Raw genomic sequence first — 21,252 nt, 5'->3', positions numbered from 1 at the left:
ACATCTCGCCGCGCCCACCTCACGGCGGCGCGTCTGCTTCCCTACCCAACGCTCCGCGGCGTCGACGAGTTCCCGCGACACCGCTGGGCCTTCGCAGTACCGTCTGGTCGACGATAGTCGAACTCAGCGACCGCCGCCGGTTCCTCCCACAGGACGTCGAGGCGGCTCAGACGGTCGGGGTCGCCGATCAGCGCTGTCGGACCGGACCTTGATCGCCTGCCAGGTGTAGTCGAGCCCGGTGTAGATGGTCACCACGACCGCGAGTCCCATGAGGATGTCGGCGGCGAGTTGCCACGGGCCGCCCAGCGGGAGCAGATAGAGGCCGATGGCCAGCGCCTGCAGCAGGGTCTTCAGTTTGCCGCCCCGGCTGGCCGGGATCACCTTGTGCCGCAACACCCAGAAGCGCAGCGCGGTCACCCACAACTCGCGCGCCACGATCACCACGGTCACCCACCACGGCAAGATGCCGAGCGTCGAGAGTCCGACGAGCGCGCCGCCGATGAGTGCCTTGTCCGCGATCGGGTCGGCCAGCTTCCCGAAGTCGGTGATCAGGCCACGCTGTCGGGCGATCATCCCGTCGTAGCGGTCGGTCAGCGCGGCGACGCCGAAGACGATCGTCGCGACCGCGCGCCACAGCGTCGACTCGCCGGAATCCATGAACAGCGCCACGAGGAACACCGGGACCAGGATGATCCGGAACACCGTGAGCGCGTTGGCGATGTTGACCACCGGAACCGGGTCGACCGGGTCGGTGATGTGATCGGGCCCGCGGCCGACGTTGGCGATACCCTTCTCGTCGACGGCCCGCCTGATCCGGTCGGTCATGAACCCGCCCCCGATCGCGGCGTCGTGCCGCAGTTCAGGGCGGTTCTCATGTACACGCCCATCAGGGTATCGGCAGGCCCCGGGGACGCGGTGCACAGGTCGGCCCAGCGCGCACGCGTCGGTGCCGACGACGCGGTCCGCGTCGCGCCGACGAGCGCCCGCGGCGGACAGGACTAAGGTGATTTCCCATGTCCCCCGCCGAACACGTCGTCATCCGTCGTGCGCGCACCTCCGACGTCCCGCGGATCAAGGAACTGATCGATCAGTACGCCGGCAAGATCCTCCTGGAGAAGAATCTCGTCACGCTCTACGAGTCCGTCCAGGAGTTCTGGGTCGCCGACGTCGGCGGGGTGGTCGTCGGTTGCGGTGCGCTGCACGTGCTCTGGGCCGATCTCGGCGAGGTCCGCACCGTCGCCGTCGACAGCGCGCACGCCGGGCGGGGCGTCGGCCACCTCCTCGTCGACCGCCTCATGGCGGTCGCGCGCGATCTCCAGCTCTCCCGTGTCTTCGTGCTGACTTTCGAGACGGCCTTCTTCGGGCGGCACGGCTTCGTCGAGATCCAGGGCACTCCCGTCACGCGGGAGGTCTTCGAGGAGATGTGCCGGTCCTACGACACCGGCGTCGCGGAGTTCCTCGACCTCAGCTATGTCAAACCCAACACCCTGGGCAACACCAGGATGCTGGCAACCATCGAGCAGGAGTGACAATGCCGTTCTTCGCCGTGCAGTACACCTACCGCCCCGCCAAGGCAGCGCTGCGCGATCAGCACCGGCCGCTGCACCGCGAGTGGCTCGCCGAGGAGCACTCGGCCGGCAACGTGCTGATCGCCGGCCCCTACCCCGACGGCTCGGGCGCACTCATCGTCATCCGGGCAGCCGACCTCGAGGCAGCCGAGGCGTTCCTGGCGAACGACCCGTTCCAGGCACATCAGGCCGTCGATGCCATCCGCATCGACGAGTGGACGCAGGTGTTCGGGCCGTTCCCGGCCTGATCCCACGTCCACCCGCCGGTCGGGGTCGGAGCGGTCAGACGTCCTTCGACTTCGGCACCGGGGCATCGGTCGAGTCATCGGCGGAGTCGACCTGCGGCGTCTTGGCCGCCCCGCGGCTCTTGATGAGGCTCGCCACCGTCGTGATCACCAGGACGCCGAGGATCACCGACAACGACAACCCGGTCGAGATCTCGGGGACGGCCACATGCTCGCCTCCGTTGATGAACGACAGGGTGTTCTCGTGCAGGGCGTGCAGCACCAGCTTGACGCCGATGAACGCGAGGATGATCGACAGGCCGATGGACAGGTACACCAGACGATCGAGCAGCCCACCGATGAGGAAGAACAGCTGACGCAGACCCATCAGGGCAAAGGCGTTGGCGGTGAAGACCAGGTAGGGCTCGGAGGTGAGGCCGTAGATCGCCGGGATCGAGTCGAGCGCGAACAGGATGTCCGTGAAGCCGATGACGATCAAGACCATGAGCATCGGGGTGGCGAGGCGCTTGCCGTTCACGCGGGTGAACAGCTTGTCGCCGTCGTAGCTGTCGTGCGTACGCAGGTAGCGCTTGACGAAGCGCTCCAGGCGGGTTTCGCGGTCTTCCTCGTGCTCGACCGGGTCGTCGCTCTCGCGGAGCAGCTTGACGGCGGTGAAGATCAGGAACGCGCCGAACAGGTAGAACACCCAGCTGTAGGCGTTGATCGCGGCCGCGCCGACGGCGATGAAGATACCGCGCATGACCAGGGCCATCAGGATGCCGAGCAGGAGGACCTTCTGCTGGTACTCCTTGGGCACCGCGAACTTCGCCATGATGATGACGAAGACGAACAGGTTGTCCACCGAGAGCGCCTTCTCGGTGACGTAGCCGGCGAAGTACTCACCGCCGTACGTCGATCCCCACTGCCACCAGACGAACAGACCGAACAGGATGGCGATGGAGATGTACACCGCCGACCAGATGCCCGATTCTTTGAGCGAAGGGGCGTGCGGCACACGCACGTGGGTGAAGAAGTCGAACACGAACAGTCCGACGATCACCGCACAGGTGATCAGCCAGACGGACAGGGACACATCCATTACAAGAACCTCCAGCAGGCAGCATGAGCTGACGAGCCAGAGGTCTCTCCCACCGAACGGGGGCCGACGCTCCGGGCCCCGGCCGCGACGATGATCGGCATCGTCGCTGACCGTGACCGTATTGACGGAAACGCCGCTTTGGGGATACTCCCCTCATGGATCTCTGGTCACCTTATACAAACTCCCGGTGACGCGCAGAAACCCCTGGTCAGACGCCCGCCTCAGGTGTCGGAAGTGTCCGTTTCGTCGCCTCCGCCGGTGATCGAGGCGATCACACCCGCGAGATCGTCGGGCTTGACGAGCACCTCCCGCGCCTTCGACCCCTCGCTCGGACCGACCACTCCCCGGGTCTCCATCAGGTCCATCAACCGGCCTGCTTTGGCGAAGCCGACACGCAGCTTGCGCTGCAGCATCGACGTCGACCCGAACTGGCTCGACACGACCAGTTCGATCGCCTGCAGCAGATCGTCGAGGTCGTTGCCGATGTCGCTGTCGATGTCCTTCTTGTCGCCCGCCTTCGCCGCGGTGACACCCTCGGTGTACTCCGGCTCGGCCTGCTCCTTGGAGAAGTCGACGACCGCCGCGATCTCCTCGTCGGTGATGTAGGCACCCTGCATGCGAATCGGCTTGTTGGCACCCATCGGCAGGAAGAGGCCGTCGCCCATGCCGATCAGCTTCTCGGCGCCCGGCTGGTCCAGGATGACGCGTGAGTCGGTCAACGACGACGTCGCGAACGCCAGCCGCGACGGCACATTGGTCTTGATCAGACCGGTGACGACGTCGACCGACGGTCGCTGCGTCGCGAGCACCAGATGGATGCCGGCGGCGCGGGCCTTCTGCGTGATGCGCACGATCGCGTCCTCGACGTCCCGGGGTGCGGTCATCATCAGGTCGGCGAGCTCGTCGACGATCGCGAGGATGTACGGATACGGCTTGTAGACGCGTTCGCTGCCCAGCGGTGTGGTGATGTCACCGGATCGGACCTTCGAGTTGAAGTCGTCGATGTGTCGCACCCGCGACGCCTTCATGTCCTGGTACCGCTGCTCCATCTCCTCGACGAGCCATGCGAGGGCCGCGGCCGCCTTCTTGGGTTGCGTGATGATCGGTGTGATGAGGTGCGGGATGCCCTCGTACGGGGTGAGTTCGACCATCTTCGGGTCGATGAGGATCATCCGCACCTGCTCGGGGGTCGCGCGGCTGAGGAGCGACACGAGCATCGAGTTGACGAAGCTCGACTTGCCCGAGCCGGTCGAACCGGCGACTAGAAGGTGCGGCATCTTCGCCAGGTTCGCGCTGACGAAATCGCCCTCGATGTCCTTGCCGAGCCCGATCACCAACGGGTGCTTGTCTTTCCGCGTCGACGGCGAGTTCAGGACGTCCGCCAGCCGGACCATCTCCCGGTCGGAGTTGGGGACCTCGATGCCGACCGCGGACTTGCCGGGGATCGGAGCGAGCAGGCGGACGTTGTCGGTCGCGGCGGCATAGGCGATGTTGCGCTGCAGGGCGGTGATCTTCTCGACCTTGACGCCGGGACCGAGCTCGATCTCGTACCGCGTGACGGTCGGTCCGCGGGTGTATCCGGTGACCGCGGCGTCGATCTTGAACTGCTCGAGCACGCCGGTCATCCGGTCGATCATGTCGTCGTTGGCGCTGCTGCCCATCTTGGGCGGATCGCCCTCGAGGAGCAGATCGGGCGGCGGCAGCCGGTAGTCTCCGTCCGCCGTCGGGTCGGACGGGACGAATGCCTCGTCGTCGGCGATCGCGTCGTCGGGCTCGGGTTCGCGCTGGGGCTCCGGTTCGGGCGCGGGACGCGGCGCGGGCCGCGCGGCCGCCCGTCGGGCGGGGGTGGCACGCGAGCGGGGGCTCGGCGCGATCACCTCGGTGACCTGCTCGGCGACACTCTCGGTGGGGTCCGCGAGATTCTCGGTCACGGCCTCCTCGAGCGGGGTGACGTCGGCGACCTCGGCGGGCTTGCGCCGGGAGGTCCGTCCCGCGGTCCGCGCGGGTGCCGAATCCGGCGGGTAGTTGTCGTACGGGTTCGACGAATACGGGCGGCGCCGGGACCGCGAATCGAGCGCTCCGGAATCCCACGGGTCGGCGTCGACGTCGGCGTCGGCGTCGGCGTCGGCGTCGGTCGGATCGCCGAAGTCGGGATTGTCGTAGTTCTCCGCGTCGGCATCCCATTCGTCGTCGTCCCAGGGCGCGTCGTCGTGCCCCATACCGAGGCCGAGGTAGCCGGCGGCCGCGTCGACGACCTCGCGGACGGTCCGCCCGCTGAGGATGAGGACACCGAAAGCCATGCACAGCAACAGGATCGGTACGGAGACCCAGGCGGTGACACCCGCCGTCAACGGCGTGCCGACCGCGAAGCCGACGAACCCGGCCGCCTCGGAACGGCCCGGGAGGTCCACCGGTGCCCCGGCGATGAGGTGCATCAGACCGAGCAGCGGCAGAGCGACCAGGAACCCGCCGGCCAGGTAGCGTCCACGACGCTCCGGGGCGGCCGGGCGGCGCATCAAGATGATCGCGAGCGCGAGGAGACCGATCGGGACAAGCACGGCCGCGGCGCCGATGACCGCGCGGATGAGGGCCTCGATGAACGCACCCACCGGACCGGCCGCGCCGAACCAGACGCTGGCGCCGACGAGCAGTCCGAAGGCGAGCAGACCGAGCGCAATGCCGTCCCGCCGATGGCTGTGACCGCCGGCCCCGGGACGGCCACGCCCGTCCGGCCCGGAGTCGTCGTCGACCAGGTCCTGATCCAAGTCGGCATCGTCCATGTCGTCGAACTCCCCGACGACTTCGGTGCGCGGTCCGCGTCCGACGCCCGACCCCGCCCGGGCGGCACTACCGACTCCACGCGCGAACAGCGACCATCCGGCGCCGATGCCCTTGCCGACCGCGGACGCCCCGGCCGCGGCGACGGAACGACGATGCAGATCCACCGACTCCGAACGTGGGTTGGACCGCGCGCTGCCCCGCGACGCACCGGCCTTCGACCTCGTCGAGGCCCCGCTCTTCGATCGGCCCGTCGAACCGCTGCTCTTCGAACCGTTGCTCTTCGAACCCCCGCCCTTCGCCCCACCGCTCGTCGAGCGCCGGCTCGCTGTCGAACTCCCGCGCGTCGAACCACCACGCGCCGATCCGGCACGCGTCGAACTCCCGCGTGGAGAACCGGCGGCGCCGCGCGAAGAGGACGCGCGCGTACCCGTGCTTGCCTTCGAAGCCATACCGACAGACTAGTGGGCAGCGATCACATCAGTCACACGGGCAACACGGACAACGGGGTACGTGTCGAAGTTGTGACCGCCCTACAAGCCCCGCGAGCTCTCCCGGACGCCCTTGATCGCCGACTCGGCGCCGTCGAACGTGACGTCGACGGGTGAGCGACCGAATGCGAACAGGACCAGCTCACCGACACGACCGGTGACGACGACCTCGTCGCCCGATCCCGCGGTGACCAGATCCTCGCCGTCGGGGGTACGCAGCGTCACACGTCCCGGGACCTTCTTGAGCGTCATCCTGCCCATGGTCTTCGCCGGGGTCCGGAGCTCCGCCTCGAGTTCGGGAGCGAGGACTCGCGGGGTCCAGGGTCCGTCGGGATCGGCGCCGCCGCGCAGCACGTCTTCGTGGTGGACGAACATCTCGGCCAGGTTGGCGAATCGATCGACCAGCTTGAGAGGTGAGAAGATCGGCGGACCCGACGCCAGCAGGGCGAGTTGGGCATCCCAGTCCTTCGACGCCGCCTGTGCCCGAACCCTCTCGGTGTGGCCGGCGAAGGCGGGGATGAGAATGCCCGGGCCGGTGTCCGGCCGCCGCTCGCGGACGACGAGGTGGGCCAGGAGATCGCGAGTTGTCCAGCCCTCACACAAGGTGGGCGCGTCGGGGCCCACCTTCGTCAAGGTCTCGACGAGGGCTGCTCTTTCGTTCTGCGCACCGGTCACACGACCACGGTAGCGACATCGCCGGCAATCCGTTCCTTGACGCCGGTTCAGTCCCCCACGGCCATCACGGTGGGCACGATCATCGGACGGCGGCGGTAGGCGGTCGACACCCAGCGTCCGACAGCCCGGCGGATCCCCTGGGCGATCCGGTGCGTGTCGGTGACGCCCTCGGCCGCCAGCGAATCGAGCGTCTGGTTGACGATGTTCGCCGCCTCCTTGAGCGCGTCGGGATCGTCGGAGAACCCGCGACCGGAGACCTCGGGCGTGCTCACCGCACGGCCGGTCGCCACGTCCACGGCAACCGTGATGGCGATGAAACCGCCCTCCCCCAGCACGAGACGTTCGGAGAGCGTCGACTCCCCCACGTCACCGACCGACAGGCCGTCGACGTAGACGTGGCCGACCGGAACCCGCCCGACGATGTCGGCGCGGCCGTCGACCAGGTCGACGACGACGCCGTCCTCGGCGAGGACCACCCGGTCCTCGGGTACCCCGGTCGCGACGGCCAGTGCGGCGTTGGCGCGCAGGTGCCGCCACTCGCCGTGCACCGGCATCGCATTCGAGGGCCGCACCGCGTTGTAGAGGTAGAGCAGCTCGCCTGCCGAGGCGTGGCCCGAGACGTGGACCTTCGCGCTCTGCTGGGTGATGACGGTCGCGCCGCGTTTGGCCAGGCCGTTCACGACGGCGAAGACCGAGTTCTCGTTGCCAGGGATGAGCGAGGACGCCAGCACGACGAGGTCGTCGGCCCGGATGTTGATCTGCCGGTGCTCTCCGCGCGCCATCCGCGACAGCGCCGACAGCGGCTCGCCCTGTGAGCCGGTCGAGATCAGCACGACGCGATGGTCCGGCAGGCTCGCCGCGGTGTCGAGATCGACGACGACGCCGTCGGGCACCGACAGGTAGCCGAGATCCTGCGCGATCTGCATGTTGCGCACCATCGAACGGCCGACGAAGGTGACCCGGCGGTTGTGGGTGTGCGCCACGTCGATGATCTGCTGGATGCGATGGACATGGCTGGCGAACGAGGCCACGATGACACGCTGCTTGGCCTTGCCGATGACCTGGTCGAGGACCCCGCCGATCTGGCGTTCGGGGGTCACGAAGCCCGGCACCTCGGCGTTGGTCGAGTCGACGAGGAACAGGTCGACACCCTCGTCACCGAGGCGGCTGAATCCGGCGAGGTCGGTGAGTCGGCCGTCGAGCGGGAGCTGATCGAGCTTGATGTCGCCGGTGTGCAGCACGACCCCGGCGGGAGTGCGGATCGCGACCGCGAGTGCGTCCGGGATCGAGTGGTTGACCGCGAAGTACTCGCATTCGAACGGGCCGTGGGAGGTCGTCTGCCCCTCGATCACCTCGACGAGCTTCGGCCGCAGCCGGTGCTCACGGCATTTCGCGTCGACGAGCGCGAGCGTGAACTTCGCCCCGATCACCGGGATGTCGCTGCGCAGCCGTAGGAGGAACGGGATGGCGCCGATGTGATCCTCGTGACCGTGCGTCAGGATCACCGCGTCGACGTCGTCCATGCGGTCTTCGATGTACCTGAAGTCCGGCAGGATCAGGTCGACGCCGGGCTGCTGGTCCTCCGGGAACAGCACGCCGCAGTCGACGATCAGCAGCCGGCCGTTGTACTCGAAGACGGTCATGTTGCGGCCGATCTCGCCGATGCCGCCGAGCGCCACCACACGCAGACCGCCCTTGGGCAGTCGCCGCGGCGTGCCCAGCCGGTCCACGGGCGCGGGGGTCGCCGGTTCGGGTCGGCGGCCGCCACGCGCGTCGCCACGTTCGTGGCGGGGGCGGCGCGCATTCGAACCGGGGTTCGCCGGACGCTTGGCCGCGTGCTTCGGCGCGTTCGCGTCGGACTTCTGCTGCGAGGCACCGGCGGGCGGCGTGGTCACAGCCGGCGGCGTGCTCACGGCCGGCGGCGTGGTCACGGCCGGCGGCGGACTGGGCGGGCCGGCCTTGCGGGCGGCCGCCCGGCGTCGGGTCCGGGGGCGGTCGGTCCCGGCATCGGGGCCGGTGTTGTCGTTGTCCGTCATCAGACCAGCACACCTGCCGCTCGGAGATCGACGATCAGTTCCTCGATCTGCGCCGCGTTCGCGGGTACCTGCGGCAGGCGCGGGTCGCCGACCTCCAGCCCGAGGATGCGCAGTGCCGCCTTCACCATCGTGACCCCGCCGAGCCGGCCCATGGCGTTGACGAGCGGGAGCATGGAGGTGTTGATCGCGCGCGCCGCGTGCAGATCACCCTTCTCGACGGCGATCTGCATGTCCCGCAACCGATCCGGGACGAGGTGCCCGATGACGCTGACATATCCGGTTGCACCGATCGACAGCCATGGCAGGTTGAGCGCGTCCTCGCCCGAGAGGTACTCGAGACCGGTGCTCGCGATGAGGCCCGCGGCCGAATGCAGATCGCCCTTGGCGTCTTTGACACCCCGGATGTTCGGGTGCTCGGCGAGGGCGAGCATCGTCTCGTTCATGATGGGGACGACCGAGCGCGGCGGGATGTCGTAGAGCAGGACCGGCAGCGCGGTGGCGTCGGCGACCGTGCGGAAGTGCGCGAGGATGCCCGCCTGCGGCGGCTTGGAGTAGTACGGGGTCACGACGAGGAGCGCGTGCGCGCCGATCTTCTCGGACTCGATCGCGAACCGGACACTCTCGGCGGTGTCGTAACTGCCTGCGCCCTGGGTGATTCGAGCCCGGTCGCCCACCGCGTCGAGGACGACGCGCAGCAGCTCGAGCTTCTCCGGCACGGTGGTGGTCGGCGACTCACCGGTCGTGCCGGACACCACCAGACCGTCGCAGCCCTTCGAGACCAGGTGGTCGGCGAGGACCGCGGCCTTGTCCAGATCGAGGCTTCCATCGGTGTGGAAGGGGGTGACCATCGCAACCACGTTCGTCCCGAAGGGATGCTCGTGAAGCGGTTCCTGGACTGCGTTCATGGTGCTCAAGGCTACCGCCTCCCTGTCCGTGACGATCCTCACCCTTCCAGCACGAATGGTGAGGTCGCGACCTCGGTCCCGTCGGCCAGCGTGCCGATCTCGAAATCGCCGAACACGGTGGGCGCCACGCGCATCAGTTGGCGTAGACATTCCACCGCCAGCTGGCGGATCTCGACGTCGGCGTGCTCGGTGGCCCGCATGCCGACGAAGTGCCGCCAGGCCCGGTGGTTGCCGGTGACGACGATCTTGGTCTCGGTGGCGTTCGGCAGCACGGAACGAGCGGCCTGACGTGCCTGTTTCCGCCGCAAGATGGCGTTGGGGACGTCGGCGAACTTCGCCTCGAGGGCCGCGAGCAGCTCGGTGTAGGCCGCCCGGCTCGCGTCGGTCGCCGCGGTGAACAGCTCCTCGAGCTCGGGGTCACCCACGATCGCCGGTGGGGCCACGACGTTGGAGTCGTGCTCTGGCACGAACCGCTGGGACAGTTGCGAGTACGAGAAGTGCCGGTGGCGGATCAGCTCGTGGGTGCACGAACGCGAGATGCCACTGATGTAGAAGGTCACCGACGCGTGCTCCAGCAGCGACAGGTGACCGACCTCGAGGATGTGCCGCAGATACCCGGCATTGGTCGCGGTACGGGGGTTGGGCTTGTCCCAGCTCTGATAGCACGCCCGGCCGGCGAACTCGACCAGTGCCTCACCGCCCTCGGCGTCGGTGCTCCACGGCACGTCCTCCGGAGGGGTGAACTGGGTCATCGCCACCATCTGCACCTTCAGCGGCACCAATTCGGACACGCATGTCTCCTGTCGTCCCTCACGTCCGGCCACACCTGCGCGTGCCCTGCGGTACCCGATTCTCCCCCACCGCCTCCGTACCGCACTTTCGGGCTCCGTCCGGCTCAGTCCGCGGGTAGAGTCCCTGCAGGCGTGCGTGATGACCGGGGGTGGGATGCGATGACGACACGACGCGGTTTTCTGCGCACCGGTGCGGTGGTGACCGGCACCGCGCTCGCCTCACCCGCGGTGGCCGCACAGGCCGCGCCGGGGACGCCCCGATCCGGGTCTCCACAACCCGGGTCCGCGGAGGTCTTCCGCCACGGCATCGCGTCGGGCGACCCGCTTCCGAACGGCGTCATCCTCTGGACACGACTCACGCCGACCCCGGCGTCGGCGCCCGGTTCCGGGATCGGGCCGGAGAGTCTGGTCCGCTGGGAGGTCGCCGCTGATCCCGGCTTCGGCGCTGTCGTGGCGTCGGGCGAGACCCGCACCTCGGCGGACGCCGACCACACGGTGAAGGTCGATGTCGCCGGTCTGAGCCCGCGGACCCGGTACCACTACCGCTTCACCGTGGTGTCCGGTCCGGCCGCCGGTGCGGTGTCGCCGGTCGGACACACATCCACTGCGCCCGCGACCGGCGCCGACGTCGCGAAGATCCGGTTCGGCGTCGTCTCGTGCGCGAACTGGGAGGCCGGGTACTTCGCCGCCTATCGTCATCTGGCCGCGCAGCCCGGGCTCGACGCGGTGGTCCATCTCGGCGACTACTTCTACGAATACGAGACCGGCCGCTACACCGGCAAGACCGGAACGGTCCGGCCGCACGACCCCCGGCACGAGATCACCACGCTGCGCGACTACCGAACGCGTCACGCGCAGTACAAGACCGACCCCGATCTGGCCGGGTTGCACCGGGAGGTGCCGTTCATCTGCATCTGGGACGACCACGAGTCGTCGAACGACACGTGGCAGGGCGGTGCGGAGAACCATCAGCCGGGCGAGGGCTCCTGGACCGCGCGCCGCGCCGCGGCGCTGCGCGCGTACGCCGAGTGGATGCCGATCCGCCCCGCCGTCGACGCCGCCGGCCGGCACCTGTTCCGCAGGCTCCGCTTCGGCCGTCTCCTCGAGTTGTCCATGCTCGATCTGCGTTCCTACCGCGACCTCCAGGTCAGCTCCCGATCGGCGGCGATCGACGATCCCGCCCGGTCGATCCTCGGCCGCGCCCAGATGTCCTGGCTGACCAACGGACTCACGTCGTCGGAGACCCGCTGGAAGATCGTCGGCAACCCGGTGATGATCGCCCCGGTGCTGATCCCGCCGCTGGACCCGCAGACGACCGGCGCGGTCACCGCGCTGCTGGGCGTCCCGCGCGAGGGAATCCCCTACAACGCCGATCAGTGGGACGGTTACGCGGCCGATCGCCGACGGCTGCTGGAATCGCTCCGGCGCGACCGTGTCGACAACGTCGTGTTCATCACCGGTGACATCCACTCGTCGTGGGCCTGCGACATCCCGGCCGACCCGGCGAACTATCCCGGCGGCGGGAGCGTCGCGACGGAACTGGTCGGCACGTCGATCACGTCGACCAACATCGACGACATGCTGAACGTGCCCGCCAACACCGCGGGGGTCGCGGTGTCCTCGGCCTTCGGCGCCACCAACCACCACGTGCGTTGGAGCGAGTTCGACGCGCACGGCTACTCGGTCCTGACCGTGACCCCGGCGGCCACGCAGATGGACTGGTATTTCGTGCACGACAAGACGAACCCACGGTCCGGCCAGTACTACGCGAAGTCCTACCGGGTCGCCAACGGCACCCAGCGGGTCGTTCCGGCGGGCGGGCCGGTCTCCTAGCCGGCCGGCCTGTCAGCCGACGGGGTCGACCTGGTCCAGCAGGGCCGACAACTTGGCGTGGGTGTCGGGCCAGCCGTGGACCGCGATCGAGGTGATCCCCAGGGCCTTGACCGGGTAGTCGTTGCCGCCTTCGTCGAGCCTGTCGCCGAAGAACAGGATGTCGGCGGTGCTGAGTCCGAGGATGTCCATCAGCTTCAGTGCGCCGTACGCCTTGTCGATGCCCTTCTTGGTGACGTCCACCGAAGTCGAGCCGCCACTGCGGACTTCGAGGTCCGGAAGCCGCTCCGCGGCGTAGGCACGCAACGACTCCTTCTTCGCTCCGTCGGGGTCCCAGGCGGCCTTCGCCTCGACGGGAGCCTTCTGCCCCAGCGCGCTGAAGGTGATCTGGCTGCCGCGGTCCTCGAGGATGTCACCCCACGTCTCGCTCGCCCACAGTCCGAGTTCTCTCGCGCCGGTCTCCAGCACGTCGAGCGTGCGTTGCTTCTCGTCGTCGGTGAGGTATTCGGCGTAGACCGTCTCCCACTCGGCGCCGGACCACCGCACGTACTGGGTTCCACAGGTCGGCATGAGATGGAGGTTCCCGACGCTGTCGAAACTGCCGAGCCGCGCGAGAACCTGCTTCTCGAACTGGGTGAAGTTGCCGCCGGAGATGATGCAGCCCAGACTCACGTCGAGCATGCGACGCAGGAGCTCGACCATCTTGTCGTCGAGCGGGCTCTTCGACGGCGCCAGGGTGTCGTCGAGATCGAACATCACCAGTCGGTAGTCGTTGCCCTCATACGACACGGTCATCGCTTCGTCTCCCATCGCGGTCGTGAATTCTCGGTCATCAGCATTGCATCACCCGGCCTGCCTCACCCGGCGTGCACCATCCGTTGCAGGTCGGGCGCGAGGTCACCACGCCCAGCGACCACGACGTCGTCGAGGTCGAGCCAGCCGGCGAACGTCCGCAGATCGGCGGACAGCCGTTCGGCGACGAGGTCGCGCGACTGCCCCGGCTCGCAGTACGCCCCGAGGACCAGCAGGGTGCGATTCCTGCGGTCGGCCTTCAGGTCCACGCGCGCGGCGATGTCGGTGCCCAGCAAATAGGGCAGCACGTAATAGCCGTGTACCCGTTTGTGTTCGGGCACATAGATCTCGATGCGGTAGTGGAAGTCTAAGAGACGCTCGGCCCGCGGACGGAAGAAGACCAGCGGGTCGAAGGGCGACAGGATGGCCGAGGTGTCGATGCGCCGGGGCATCGGCGCACCCGCGGCCAGATAGGCCGGGTCCCGCCAGCCGTCCACGGAGACCTCGTGCAGCGCACCGGCTTCGACGAGTTCGGCGACCGCCGGTCGCGCATCGGCCGGACGAATCCGGTAGTAGTCGGCGAGATCGGCGACGGTGGCGACACCGAGGGACTGCGCGGCCCGGCCGACGAGCTCTCGGTGGGCGTCGGCACGGCCGGGTCGCTGCGCGACGATGTCGGCGCCGACGATCCGTTCGGTGAGGTCGTAGTGGCGCACGAAGTTCCCGTTGCGCACCGCCGACAGGTCACCGGCGGCGAACATGGCCTCGCACAGGTGCTTGACCTCCCCGCGCTGCCACCAGCTGCCCGCGGCGCCGGGTTCGCGTTCGATGCCCAGTTCCGCTTCGATGGCACGGGGCGTGGTCGCGCCGAGGGCCTCGATCACCGCTCGGACGTCAGCGACCAGGGATCGATTGCGACGCATCACGTCTCGTGTGTGCCGGTACCGGCCGTCGGCGAAGTCGTCCATCCGCCAGCGGAACAGCGGCCAGTCGGTCACCGGGATCAGCGCGGCTTCGTGAGCCCAGTACTCGACGAGCAGCCGTCGACCGCGCCCGGGCTGCCAGGCGGCGCGGTGCAGCAGGTCCGGGTCGTATGGACCGAGTCGTGAGTACAGGGGCATGAAGTGGGCGCGCGCGGCGATGTTGACCGAGTCCATCTGCAACAGTCGCGTCCGGCCGACGACCCGCTTCAGGTGCGTCATGGTGGGCGCTCCAGCGGGCCTGCGGTCGGCGAAACCCTGTGCGGCCAGGGCGGTTCGACGTGCCTGCGCGAGCGAGAGACGATCCGGCGGCATCAGACCTGCCGGGCGCGCCGGTAGTCGACGAACCGGTAGTCGATCCCGCTCGTCGAGGTCTGCCACTCGCCGTGTTCGGCCACCGCCCAGTCGTCGGTGATCGGCGGCGCGAACGCGTCGGCGCCGTCGACCTCGACATCGATCTCCGTGACGCAGAGCTCGGTGGCGAACTCCATTGCCAACCGGTAGATCTCACCGCCGCCGATGACTCCGATCCGGTCATCGCCGGCCAGGTCGAGCGCCTCGGCGACCGATCCCGCGACGACCGCACCGTCGGCGGACCAACCCGCATTGCGGGTCACGACGACATTGGTTCGGCCGGGCAGCGGCCGAAAGCGCGGCGGCAGCGAATCCCATGTCCGGCGGCCCATGACGACGGGATGTCCGACCGTCAGTTCCTTGAACCGCGCCATGTCCTCGGGGACCCGCCACGGGATCGTGTTGTCCCGGCCGATCGCCCCGCCTCGTCCCTGCGCCCAGACCAGTCGCACCGAGCGCGACCCCTCCCCCGTGAGGTCCGACGTCACACCGCCACCGGCGCCTTGATCCCGGGATGGGACTCGTAGTCGACGATGGTGATGTCGTCGTACTCGTAGTCGAAGATCGAATCCCGCTTGCGCAGTTCCAGTTTCGGGTACGGGTACGGCTCGCGCGACAATTGCAGCGTCACCTGGTCGACGTGGTTGTCGTAGATGTGGCAGTCGCCGCCGGTCCAGACGAACTCGCCGACCTCGAGACCCGCCTGCTGGGCCATCATGTGCGTCAGCAGTGCGTACGACGCGATGTTGAACGGCACACCGAGGAAGAGGTCGGCGCTGCGCTGGTACAGCTGGCACGACAGCTTGCCGTCGGCGACGTAGAACTGGAAGAACGCGTGGCAGGGCGGCAATGCCATCTGCGGGATCTCCCCCACGTTCCACGCGGACACGATGTTCCGGCGCGAATCGGGATTGGTCTTGAGCAGGTCGAGGGCGGCAGCGATCTGATCGATGTGTTCGCCCGACGGGGTCGGCCAGCTCCGCCACTGCACGCCGTAGACAGGACCGAGTTCACCGTTCTCGTCGGCCCACTCGTCCCAGATCGTCACACCGCGGTCCTGCAGCCATCGCACGTTGGAGTCACCGCGCAGGAACCACAACAACTCGTAGACGATCGACTTGAGGTGCACCTTCTTGGTGGTGATCAGTGGGAAACCCTCGGCGAGGTCGTAACGCAGTTGTCGGCCGAAGAGGCTGCGCGTCCCGGTACCGGTGCGGTCGGCCTTCGGTGTCCCGGTCTCCATCACGAGGCTCAACAGGTCCTCGTACGGAGTCGGAATGGTCCCGGTCGATGACATGTCGCGGATCGCCGTACTCACGGGGGACAGTCTACGGCCCGACCCGCACCACAGCTCGGAGGCCGCACCCCCACCCGACCCGCGGGTCTACGACGGGCGCTGCGCCGTCCCGTCGCCGAACCGCACCTCGAGGACAGTGGCCGGCGTGCGCGGCGGTTCGCCGGGCGGATGGATGCCCCGAGCCTCGAGAACCGGGTGCACCGCGGGGTGGACCACCTTTTGGAGCGACGCGAAGCAGCTCTCCTCGGACTCCCACACGTCGAGGTAGCTCACGCTCTTGTCCGCGTTCTCGAGCGCCAGGTGGACGAGCAGCCCCGGCATCGGGGTGTCCCCGATTCGGTCGGCGATCTCCCCGTACATCTCGGCGTCGATCGGGACGTCCTGGGTCCATGCGAAGAATGCCATCGTGCGCCCCTTAATTCATCCGAGTATGTATCGGATTAATTCGTGTGCCCCTAGACTAGGTCCGATGCCCGACGCAGTCAATGGCCGGTCCGACGGGGCGGCCACATCCCGATCCCCAGGTCAACACACCCGCCGGTACGACACCAGCCGTCGCCGCGCGGCGGCCGCGCAGACCCGTTCGCGCATCCTCGACACGGCTCGTCGACTGTTCCTGTCCCAGGGTTACGCGGCGACGACCGTCGCCGCGATAGCGCGCGGTGCCGCAGTCTCGCCCGACACGGTCTACACCGTCGTCGGCCGGAAACCGGCGATGTTCCGGGAACTGATCGAACTCGCGCTGTCGGGTACCGACCAACCAGTTCCCGGCACGCAGCGCGACTATGTCGCACGCATGCTCGCCGAGGACGACGCGCGCCGGAAACTGGCGATCTACGCCCACGCTGTCACCGCGATCCAAGGACGGCTCGCACCGTTGTTTCTCGTCCTTCGGGACGCCGCGGCCCTCGACACCGACCTGCGGGATCTGTGGGAGGAGATCACCGAGCGGCGCGCGGAGAACATGCGTCGGCTCGCGGCAGACCTCGCCTCGACCGGCGCCACGCGTACGGATCTGACCGTCGAGGAGATCGCCGACATCGTCTGGACGATGAACTCCTCCGAGTACTACTCGATGCTCGTGACGGACCGCGGCTGGACACCGGACCGCTTCTCGAACTGGCTGCACGACGCGTGGTGCCGACTACTACTCAGCGATCCCACCCATCCCGTGTGACTGCTGTGACTCCTGTGGCCCTCGCGGTAGTCTGCTCTCGTGGCCACCCGCAGCACGACCCGCGCCAACCGCTACGCGAAGCGACGTCGCAAGCGGGTCGCGTCCCGTGACAACGACCTCACCGACACCCAGTGGCTCGCTCTGCAGCGGGCCTGGGGAGGGTGCGCGTACTGCGGCGCCGTCGGAGTCGCCCTGCAGCGCGACTGCATGCTGGCCATCTCCCGGGGCGGCCGGTACACCGTCGCCAACGTCGTGCCCTGCTGCGGTCCGTGCAATGCCAGCAAGTGCAATTCCGAGGTCACGACGTGGATGCGGCGCAAGAAGCTCGACGAGAAGGCGTTCCTGGTCCGGCAATTCGAGGTGAGCAGGGAACTCGCCGGCTCCGTGGACCCGGTCGACTGATCAGCCGGCTCGCGCCGGCCGGCGACCTCGGCCGGGCGACCATCGACGACTACGCCGCTGACCTGTCGAGGTCGGCACCAGAAGAATTGCGTTCCTTCCATTCCCACACCGCGTAGAGCACCTCGGTGGTGTACCCCAGATCCATCCGACCCCCAACGACCGGGACCGTCGCGTTGATCCCTATTCCAGGGTTCGGTTGCCACCCAGCCGGTTTCGAAGTCGGTGGCGCCACCGCGATCTCGCCACCGTCCGGGCGGTGAAACGTGAACCGCTGCTCACCGTGCGCGGTGATCGAGAACTCACCCCGATGCAACGACCGATGACACGACCCGCACAACAAGATCAAATTGTCCGGATCCGTCCGCCCACCCACCGACCACCACCGCACATGATGAGCATGCAGATGACGCGTCCGACCACACCCCGGCATCTGACAACACCGATCCCGCACAAACAACGCCCGCACCAACGCCTTGTTCGGCGCCCGCCGACGACGCCCCACACCCAACAACGCCAGCTTCCCCGGCTGCCCCGGAACCCTGCGACTCACCACATCTCGAATCGACGCACCGCACCGAGCCTCGGCCACCTCGACCTCAGACAACGCCGGACCATCATCGAGATGAGCCTGCTCCACCCCCTCACCAGCATGAATCAGGATCTCCGCACCCGGCGCAACATCAGGCATCGCGATCCCGTCATGCACCATGCCGGCCATCACCACCACCGCCGGCGCCACATCCGACGGCACCTGCCGCCACAGATCCCGACGCCGCGACGGAACCACCTCCGAGTCCGGTTCGGTGTTCCGCGGAACACTCGCAGCGGTAGGCAGATCCGGATCCTCGCAGGTCCGGGTCCGCTCGTACTCCGCGCGCACCGCACCCGCCAGAAACCGCGCCCCATCCAACGGACTCAACCTCAACGACACCGACAACGACCCATCAGCATTCCACTTCCACCGACCCGACGACTCCACCGGCGGCCGACCCTCCTCGGCGACGCCGCGGTTGCGGTCGATCTGGCCCATCGCCCGCACCGCCCGATCCAACTGACTCGCCGTGCACGACAAAGCCAGGTTCACCAACTCCCGCTCACGCTCTGGCGTGGCCACCCGCGTCAACGCCCGCACCTTCGAATACGTCAGGCGACCTTCGCCAAAGGCCTTGCGGATGACCGGCAATTCTCGTATCGCCTTTGCGACTCTCAGGTGCTCGTGCGCGGTTCGCGGTGCAATGCCGGCCTTCCACGACAGCCAATGCGCCAGTGAGTGAATCCCCGGCCCCCGCCACGACTCCCGCTCGTCCAATTCCCCCACCAGTTCAAGGAAATCCGCTGTCAGCGCCGTGATCTGCGCGGCATACCCCAACACCCGCCCCTCGAGAACCTCATCAGACAACGACCCGGGATCCGCACCGTCGAACATCGACGCAACATCCCCACCGCTACGAAAAGCACTGACCCCCACCGCAACCCCCTGAACCAAGCGAACGGAACAGGACAAATGTATCGCCCAGCACCGACAATCCGCCCGGCCTCAACCCAAGGTCGAGGGTGTTCCGCGGAACACGCGCTCACCCCTCCATCAACCCCGCCGCTACCGTCGCACCCAGCTCCCAGGGCGCTTCGCGGTCGCCTTTGCCCGGGGTCCCGAAACGATGACTGCACCGCAGCTTTGGTACAGCCGAGGCCGGAGGTGATCGATCGACCGCTCGCACAGCCCCTTCGGTGTCCCGGTACGACCGGTCGGTGATCGTGCAGCGAATGCAGGCCGGGCGTCGCATCAAGAAGGCCAGCGGTGGTTACGCGGACGGGCAGCCCCCGTTCAAGTATCGATGCGGCGACGCCGCGGGCGAGCTGGTTCCCAACGAGGCCGAGCAGACTGTGCTCACCCGTATGCGCTCGCTCCACGCCGACGGTCTCGCACACGTGCGATCGCCGACGTCACTAGCGATGAGGGACTGACGACCCGCAAGGGTGGCCCGTGGTCGTCGGCGTCGGTGGCTCGCCTGCTCCGGCGCGCGGCGTGATCGCCGGGGTTCGAGTCCCCGAGGTCGGTGGGCTCGGCTAACCTGCAGACCATGACCGAGCCCCACCAGGACACCCGCGTCGTCGCGGCGATGCGCCTGAGCGGAGCACGGTTCAACGCCCCAGGAATACCAGCTGAATCACTCGTCGAGATCTCAGCCCTTGAAGACATACTCCGCTCGCTCGTGCGGCTCTACTGGCACGATCGCTACCCGACCAAGAAGCGGATGCCGAAGGGGTACGACGACCGGATCGCCCTGCGCTTGGTCCAGAAGATCGGCGAGGGCTCGTGCCGCGCAACGCTCGAATACGACCTCGGACCCGGCACGATTGCGTTCGACGAGGAGGACGAGGTCGAGGAGTACTACGGCCGCGCCCTCAACACCGTTGATGACTTCATCTCCTTCGCTCTGAGCGACGAGGGTCAGATTCCCGCCGACATGCGCCGCCTCCCGCCCAACAAGGTCAAGCGACTCGGCCAAACCCTCCACACTGGCGATGCGATTCAGGTCGCGCCCACTGACGCCGTCGAGTGGAAGGGTCGCCCTCGGTATACCCAGTCCGCCCGTAGCCACGCCATCGATAGCCTCGCCGTCGAGACCCGCAAACCCGCCACCGTCAAGGGACAGGTGATCGACTTCCACGTTCTCTCAGGCAAGATGACCGTCCGCGATCGAGAGCACAAGCGCGACATCACCGTTCCGTACCGCGAGTCCGATGTTGCGGTCGAGATCGCTTCCGCGCGCCAGCTATTCGAGTGCGAAGCCGAGGGCATGGGAGAGTTCAACGCTGACGGTCGACTGACCAAGCTGGCCACTGTCAAGACACTCAAAGTCGTCGACGTCACCGAGGATGCCCGCGCCGCTCGGGCTGCGGTCGAAGCGCTCGCCGATCTCGGTGAGGGCTGGCTCGATGGGGAGTCTGGCGAACCGATCGTGGCGGCGGTGGTCGAGCGGGGTCGGGCGGTTATCGACGCGATGATCTCCCTGGGCAACATCACCCGGGCGGTGTTCCCCACCGAGCCCGGCGGCATCCGGTTCTTTTGGCCAGAGGCCGAGAACCAGCTCTCGATCGAGGTGGAGCCGACCGGCGCACTCTATGTACATGCGACCGACCTACCCGCCGGTACCTTCGTCGAGGACAAGGTCTCTCCCGACGTCGTCGATCTTGTCGCCGCCCTTGACTCTTGGCTCTCGGAGACGACCTCATGAACGAGGGAGCGGAGAAGACCCGCGAGCGCATTACCCAGCCCGATCAGGTGCTCTACCGACCAATTGCGCGTGCGTACGTATCTGAAGGCGTGGTCGCGCCCGATGCATTCCTGCTTAACTCCAATGACAGGGCCGACTCGAACCGGCTCTCGGTCACGCGGGGATCGGTCGCAACGGCCGAAGACGCGTACAACGAGCGCGCCGCCACCCTCAAAGCGGGGTGCGAGAAGCGAGGTGCGCCCTACCGACCCCCGGTGGGCGTCCTGGGCGTGACAGTCGAAGAGGTCGAGTCCGTCGAGATCAAGTCCCCTGATGGCTCCGAGGCACGTCGACCGCTGAGCGCGTGGGATGACTCGATGAACGAGGACGTACCTGACACCCACGGGCATATCGACTACAACGGCGTCCCGTTCTCCGAGAAGGGCGCGCATCTCAACACCGCGAAGGCACTGCTTGCCCGTGCCGTCGACCACGGCTGGAAGTACGGTCCAATCGATGAGTGACCGCACGAAACTGTGCTGTCTATGGTCATCACGCGACGCTACGCGGTCCGATGGCTGCACGCTCACGTTCGTCTAGGTGGTCGTTAAACTCTGAGTATGCCAACGCCTTTC

At 67.8% G+C, this 21,252-nt stretch carries 22 protein-coding genes and 1 pseudogene; 9 read left to right on the top strand and 14 right to left on the bottom strand.

Annotation, left to right across the window (positions count from 1 at the left end; translation table 11 throughout):
• Positions 1-123: 123 nt before the first annotated feature.
• Positions 124-825: a CDP-diacylglycerol--glycerol-3-phosphate 3-phosphatidyltransferase gene (pgsA, locus tag AC3B5T_RS17575; protein WP_010840836.1), complete on the bottom strand. Its 702-nt coding sequence runs from the start codon at positions 823-825 to the stop codon at positions 124-126.
• A gap of 188 nt (positions 826-1,013) precedes the next feature.
• Between pgsA and AC3B5T_RS17570 the strand changes: the two genes are divergently transcribed.
• Both AC3B5T_RS17570 and AC3B5T_RS17565 read left to right on the top strand, forming a co-directional pair.
• On the top strand, positions 1,014-1,529 hold the full coding sequence (locus AC3B5T_RS17570; protein WP_055474694.1) for an amino-acid N-acetyltransferase: 516 nt from the start codon (positions 1,014-1,016) through the stop codon (positions 1,527-1,529).
• Between the two features lie 2 nt (positions 1,530-1,531).
• Positions 1,532-1,816 (top strand): YciI family protein, encoded by a 285-nt coding sequence (locus AC3B5T_RS17565; protein ID WP_004021860.1) that lies wholly within the window; start codon positions 1,532-1,534, stop codon positions 1,814-1,816.
• Between the two features lie 34 nt (positions 1,817-1,850).
• Here the strand turns inward: AC3B5T_RS17565 and AC3B5T_RS17560 are convergent, their stop codons facing one another.
• Together AC3B5T_RS17560 and AC3B5T_RS17555 are read right to left on the bottom strand one after the other, a co-directional pair.
• A complete protein-coding gene (locus AC3B5T_RS17560) occupies positions 1,851-2,891 on the bottom strand; it encodes a TerC family protein (RefSeq protein WP_055474695.1) in 1,041 nt (346 codons plus the stop codon).
• Positions 2,892-3,112: 221 nt separating this feature from the next.
• Complete coding sequence (locus AC3B5T_RS17555; RefSeq protein ID WP_055474696.1) at positions 3,113-5,836, bottom strand: FtsK/SpoIIIE family DNA translocase; 2,724 nt, start codon at positions 5,834-5,836, stop codon at positions 3,113-3,115.
• A 16-nt stretch (positions 5,837-5,852) separates the two neighbouring features.
• Between AC3B5T_RS17555 and AC3B5T_RS17550 the strand changes: the two genes are divergently transcribed.
• The gene (locus AC3B5T_RS17550; RefSeq protein WP_044506521.1) at positions 5,853-6,134 is read left to right on the top strand and encodes a hypothetical protein; all 282 of its coding nucleotides are present in this window, start codon (positions 5,853-5,855) and stop codon (positions 6,132-6,134) included.
• A gap of 68 nt (positions 6,135-6,202) precedes the next feature.
• Here the strand turns inward: AC3B5T_RS17550 and AC3B5T_RS17545 are convergent, their stop codons facing one another.
• The 4 genes from AC3B5T_RS17545 to thyX are packed head-to-tail and all read right to left on the bottom strand — an operon-like array spanning position 6,203 to position 10,567.
• Positions 6,203-6,835: a TIGR03085 family metal-binding protein gene (locus tag AC3B5T_RS17545; protein ID WP_014926532.1), complete on the bottom strand. Its 633-nt coding sequence runs from the start codon at positions 6,833-6,835 to the stop codon at positions 6,203-6,205.
• A gap of 47 nt (positions 6,836-6,882) precedes the next feature.
• On the bottom strand, positions 6,883-8,871 hold the full coding sequence (locus AC3B5T_RS17540; RefSeq protein WP_055474697.1) for a ribonuclease J: 1,989 nt from the start codon (positions 8,869-8,871) through the stop codon (positions 6,883-6,885).
• Positions 8,871-9,776: a 4-hydroxy-tetrahydrodipicolinate synthase gene (dapA, locus tag AC3B5T_RS17535; protein ID WP_010840829.1), complete on the bottom strand. Its 906-nt coding sequence runs from the start codon at positions 9,774-9,776 to the stop codon at positions 8,871-8,873. Before dapA ends, AC3B5T_RS17540 begins: the two co-directional genes overlap by 1 nt.
• A 38-nt stretch (positions 9,777-9,814) precedes the next feature.
• Complete coding sequence (gene thyX / locus AC3B5T_RS17530; protein WP_010840828.1) at positions 9,815-10,567, bottom strand: FAD-dependent thymidylate synthase; 753 nt, start codon at positions 10,565-10,567, stop codon at positions 9,815-9,817.
• A gap of 159 nt (positions 10,568-10,726) precedes the next feature.
• Here thyX and AC3B5T_RS17525 point away from each other — a divergent pair, with 159 nt between their 5' ends.
• Positions 10,727-12,400 carry an alkaline phosphatase D family protein gene (locus AC3B5T_RS17525; protein WP_055474698.1) on the top strand — a complete coding sequence of 558 codons (1,674 nt, stop codon included), beginning with the start codon at positions 10,727-10,729 and terminating at the stop codon, positions 12,398-12,400.
• Positions 12,401-12,412: 12 nt separating this feature from the next.
• On the opposite strand, the gene AC3B5T_RS17520 is transcribed toward AC3B5T_RS17525, so the two are convergent.
• From AC3B5T_RS17520 to AC3B5T_RS17500, 5 genes are all read right to left on the bottom strand, one after another.
• Positions 12,413-13,192: an HAD-IIB family hydrolase gene (locus AC3B5T_RS17520; RefSeq protein ID WP_035716973.1), complete on the bottom strand. Its 780-nt coding sequence runs from the start codon at positions 13,190-13,192 to the stop codon at positions 12,413-12,415.
• Positions 13,193-13,254: 62 nt separating this feature from the next.
• Positions 13,255-14,484: a winged helix-turn-helix domain-containing protein gene (locus tag AC3B5T_RS17515; RefSeq protein ID WP_055474699.1), complete on the bottom strand. Its 1,230-nt coding sequence runs from the start codon at positions 14,482-14,484 to the stop codon at positions 13,255-13,257.
• Entirely contained in the window at positions 14,484-15,011 is a 528-nt protein-coding gene (locus tag AC3B5T_RS17510) for a dihydrofolate reductase (RefSeq protein WP_055474700.1), read from the bottom strand. The genes AC3B5T_RS17515 and AC3B5T_RS17510 overlap by 1 nt, the downstream gene beginning before the upstream one ends.
• Positions 15,008-15,841, bottom strand: coding sequence for a thymidylate synthase (locus AC3B5T_RS17505; RefSeq protein WP_014926527.1), 834 nt, complete (start codon positions 15,839-15,841; stop codon positions 15,008-15,010). The genes AC3B5T_RS17510 and AC3B5T_RS17505 overlap by 4 nt, the downstream gene beginning before the upstream one ends.
• Positions 15,842-15,907: 66 nt before the next feature.
• On the bottom strand, positions 15,908-16,225 hold the full coding sequence (locus tag AC3B5T_RS17500) for a hypothetical protein (protein WP_055474701.1): 318 nt from the start codon (positions 16,223-16,225) through the stop codon (positions 15,908-15,910).
• Positions 16,226-16,289: 64 nt separating this feature from the next.
• Between AC3B5T_RS17500 and AC3B5T_RS17495 the strand changes: the two genes are divergently transcribed.
• Both AC3B5T_RS17495 and AC3B5T_RS17490 read left to right on the top strand, forming a co-directional pair.
• Positions 16,290-16,997: a TetR/AcrR family transcriptional regulator gene (locus AC3B5T_RS17495; RefSeq protein WP_055474702.1), complete on the top strand. Its 708-nt coding sequence runs from the start codon at positions 16,290-16,292 to the stop codon at positions 16,995-16,997.
• Between the two features lie 39 nt (positions 16,998-17,036).
• A complete protein-coding gene (locus AC3B5T_RS17490) occupies positions 17,037-17,399 on the top strand; it encodes an HNH endonuclease (RefSeq protein WP_055474703.1) in 363 nt (120 codons plus the stop codon).
• Positions 17,400-17,448: 49 nt separating this feature from the next.
• Here the strand turns inward: AC3B5T_RS17490 and AC3B5T_RS17485 are convergent, their stop codons facing one another.
• Both AC3B5T_RS17485 and AC3B5T_RS17480 read right to left on the bottom strand, forming a co-directional pair.
• Positions 17,449-18,825, bottom strand: coding sequence for an HNH endonuclease (locus AC3B5T_RS17485; RefSeq protein ID WP_488357792.1), 1,377 nt, complete (start codon positions 18,823-18,825; stop codon positions 17,449-17,451).
• A gap of 148 nt (positions 18,826-18,973) precedes the next feature.
• Positions 18,974-19,129: pseudogene (locus AC3B5T_RS17480) on the bottom strand (flavodoxin family protein); the annotation flags it as partial.
• 19 nt (positions 19,130-19,148) lie between these two features.
• On the opposite strand from AC3B5T_RS17480, the gene AC3B5T_RS17475 reads away from it, so the two are divergent.
• The 3 genes from AC3B5T_RS17475 (at position 19,149) to AC3B5T_RS17465 (ending at position 21,141) form a co-directional block, all read left to right on the top strand.
• The gene (locus AC3B5T_RS17475; RefSeq protein WP_488358800.1) at positions 19,149-19,364 is read left to right on the top strand and encodes a hypothetical protein; all 216 of its coding nucleotides are present in this window, start codon (positions 19,149-19,151) and stop codon (positions 19,362-19,364) included.
• A 116-nt stretch (positions 19,365-19,480) separates the two neighbouring features.
• On the top strand, positions 19,481-20,638 hold the full coding sequence (locus AC3B5T_RS17470) for a hypothetical protein (protein WP_156354141.1): 1,158 nt from the start codon (positions 19,481-19,483) through the stop codon (positions 20,636-20,638).
• Positions 20,635-21,141, top strand: a complete 507-nt coding sequence (locus tag AC3B5T_RS17465; protein WP_055474820.1) for a hypothetical protein — start codon at positions 20,635-20,637, stop codon at positions 21,139-21,141. Before AC3B5T_RS17470 ends, AC3B5T_RS17465 begins: the two co-directional genes overlap by 4 nt.
• Positions 21,142-21,252 lie beyond the last annotated feature (111 nt).

Source organism: Gordonia sp. G4, assembly GCF_057770005.1.
The sequence above is the reverse complement of the archived record's forward strand: the minus strand, read 5'-3'. Positions and strand labels throughout refer to the sequence as shown.

Excerpts from the sequence above, each read along its gene's own strand:
- AC3B5T_RS17465 (WP_055474820.1), top strand. The coding sequence starts at position 20,635 with ATGAACGAGGGAGCGGAGAAGACCCGCGAGCGCATTACCCAGCCCGAT.
- AC3B5T_RS17515 (WP_055474699.1), bottom strand. The coding sequence starts at position 14,484 with ATGCCGCCGGATCGTCTCTCGCTCGCGCAGGCACGTCGAACCGCCCTG.
- AC3B5T_RS17520 (WP_035716973.1), bottom strand. The coding sequence starts at position 13,192 with ATGACCGTGTCGTATGAGGGCAACGACTACCGACTGGTGATGTTCGAT.
- AC3B5T_RS17470 (WP_156354141.1), top strand. The coding sequence starts at position 19,481 with ATGACCGAGCCCCACCAGGACACCCGCGTCGTCGCGGCGATGCGCCTG.
- dapA (WP_010840829.1), bottom strand. The coding sequence starts at position 9,776 with ATGAACGCAGTCCAGGAACCGCTTCACGAGCATCCCTTCGGGACGAAC.
- AC3B5T_RS17560 (WP_055474695.1), bottom strand. The coding sequence starts at position 2,891 with ATGGATGTGTCCCTGTCCGTCTGGCTGATCACCTGTGCGGTGATCGTC.
- AC3B5T_RS17565 (WP_004021860.1), top strand. The coding sequence starts at position 1,532 with ATGCCGTTCTTCGCCGTGCAGTACACCTACCGCCCCGCCAAGGCAGCG.
- AC3B5T_RS17540 (WP_055474697.1), bottom strand. The coding sequence starts at position 8,871 with ATGACGGACAACGACAACACCGGCCCCGATGCCGGGACCGACCGCCCC.
- AC3B5T_RS17500 (WP_055474701.1), bottom strand. The coding sequence starts at position 16,225 with ATGGCATTCTTCGCATGGACCCAGGACGTCCCGATCGACGCCGAGATG.
- AC3B5T_RS17570 (WP_055474694.1), top strand. The coding sequence starts at position 1,014 with ATGTCCCCCGCCGAACACGTCGTCATCCGTCGTGCGCGCACCTCCGAC.
- AC3B5T_RS17495 (WP_055474702.1), top strand. The coding sequence starts at position 16,290 with ATGCCCGACGCAGTCAATGGCCGGTCCGACGGGGCGGCCACATCCCGA.
- AC3B5T_RS17525 (WP_055474698.1), top strand. The coding sequence starts at position 10,727 with ATGACGACACGACGCGGTTTTCTGCGCACCGGTGCGGTGGTGACCGGC.
- pgsA (WP_010840836.1), bottom strand. The coding sequence starts at position 825 with ATGACCGACCGGATCAGGCGGGCCGTCGACGAGAAGGGTATCGCCAAC.
- AC3B5T_RS17485 (WP_488357792.1), bottom strand. The coding sequence starts at position 18,825 with ATGTTCGACGGTGCGGATCCCGGGTCGTTGTCTGATGAGGTTCTCGAG.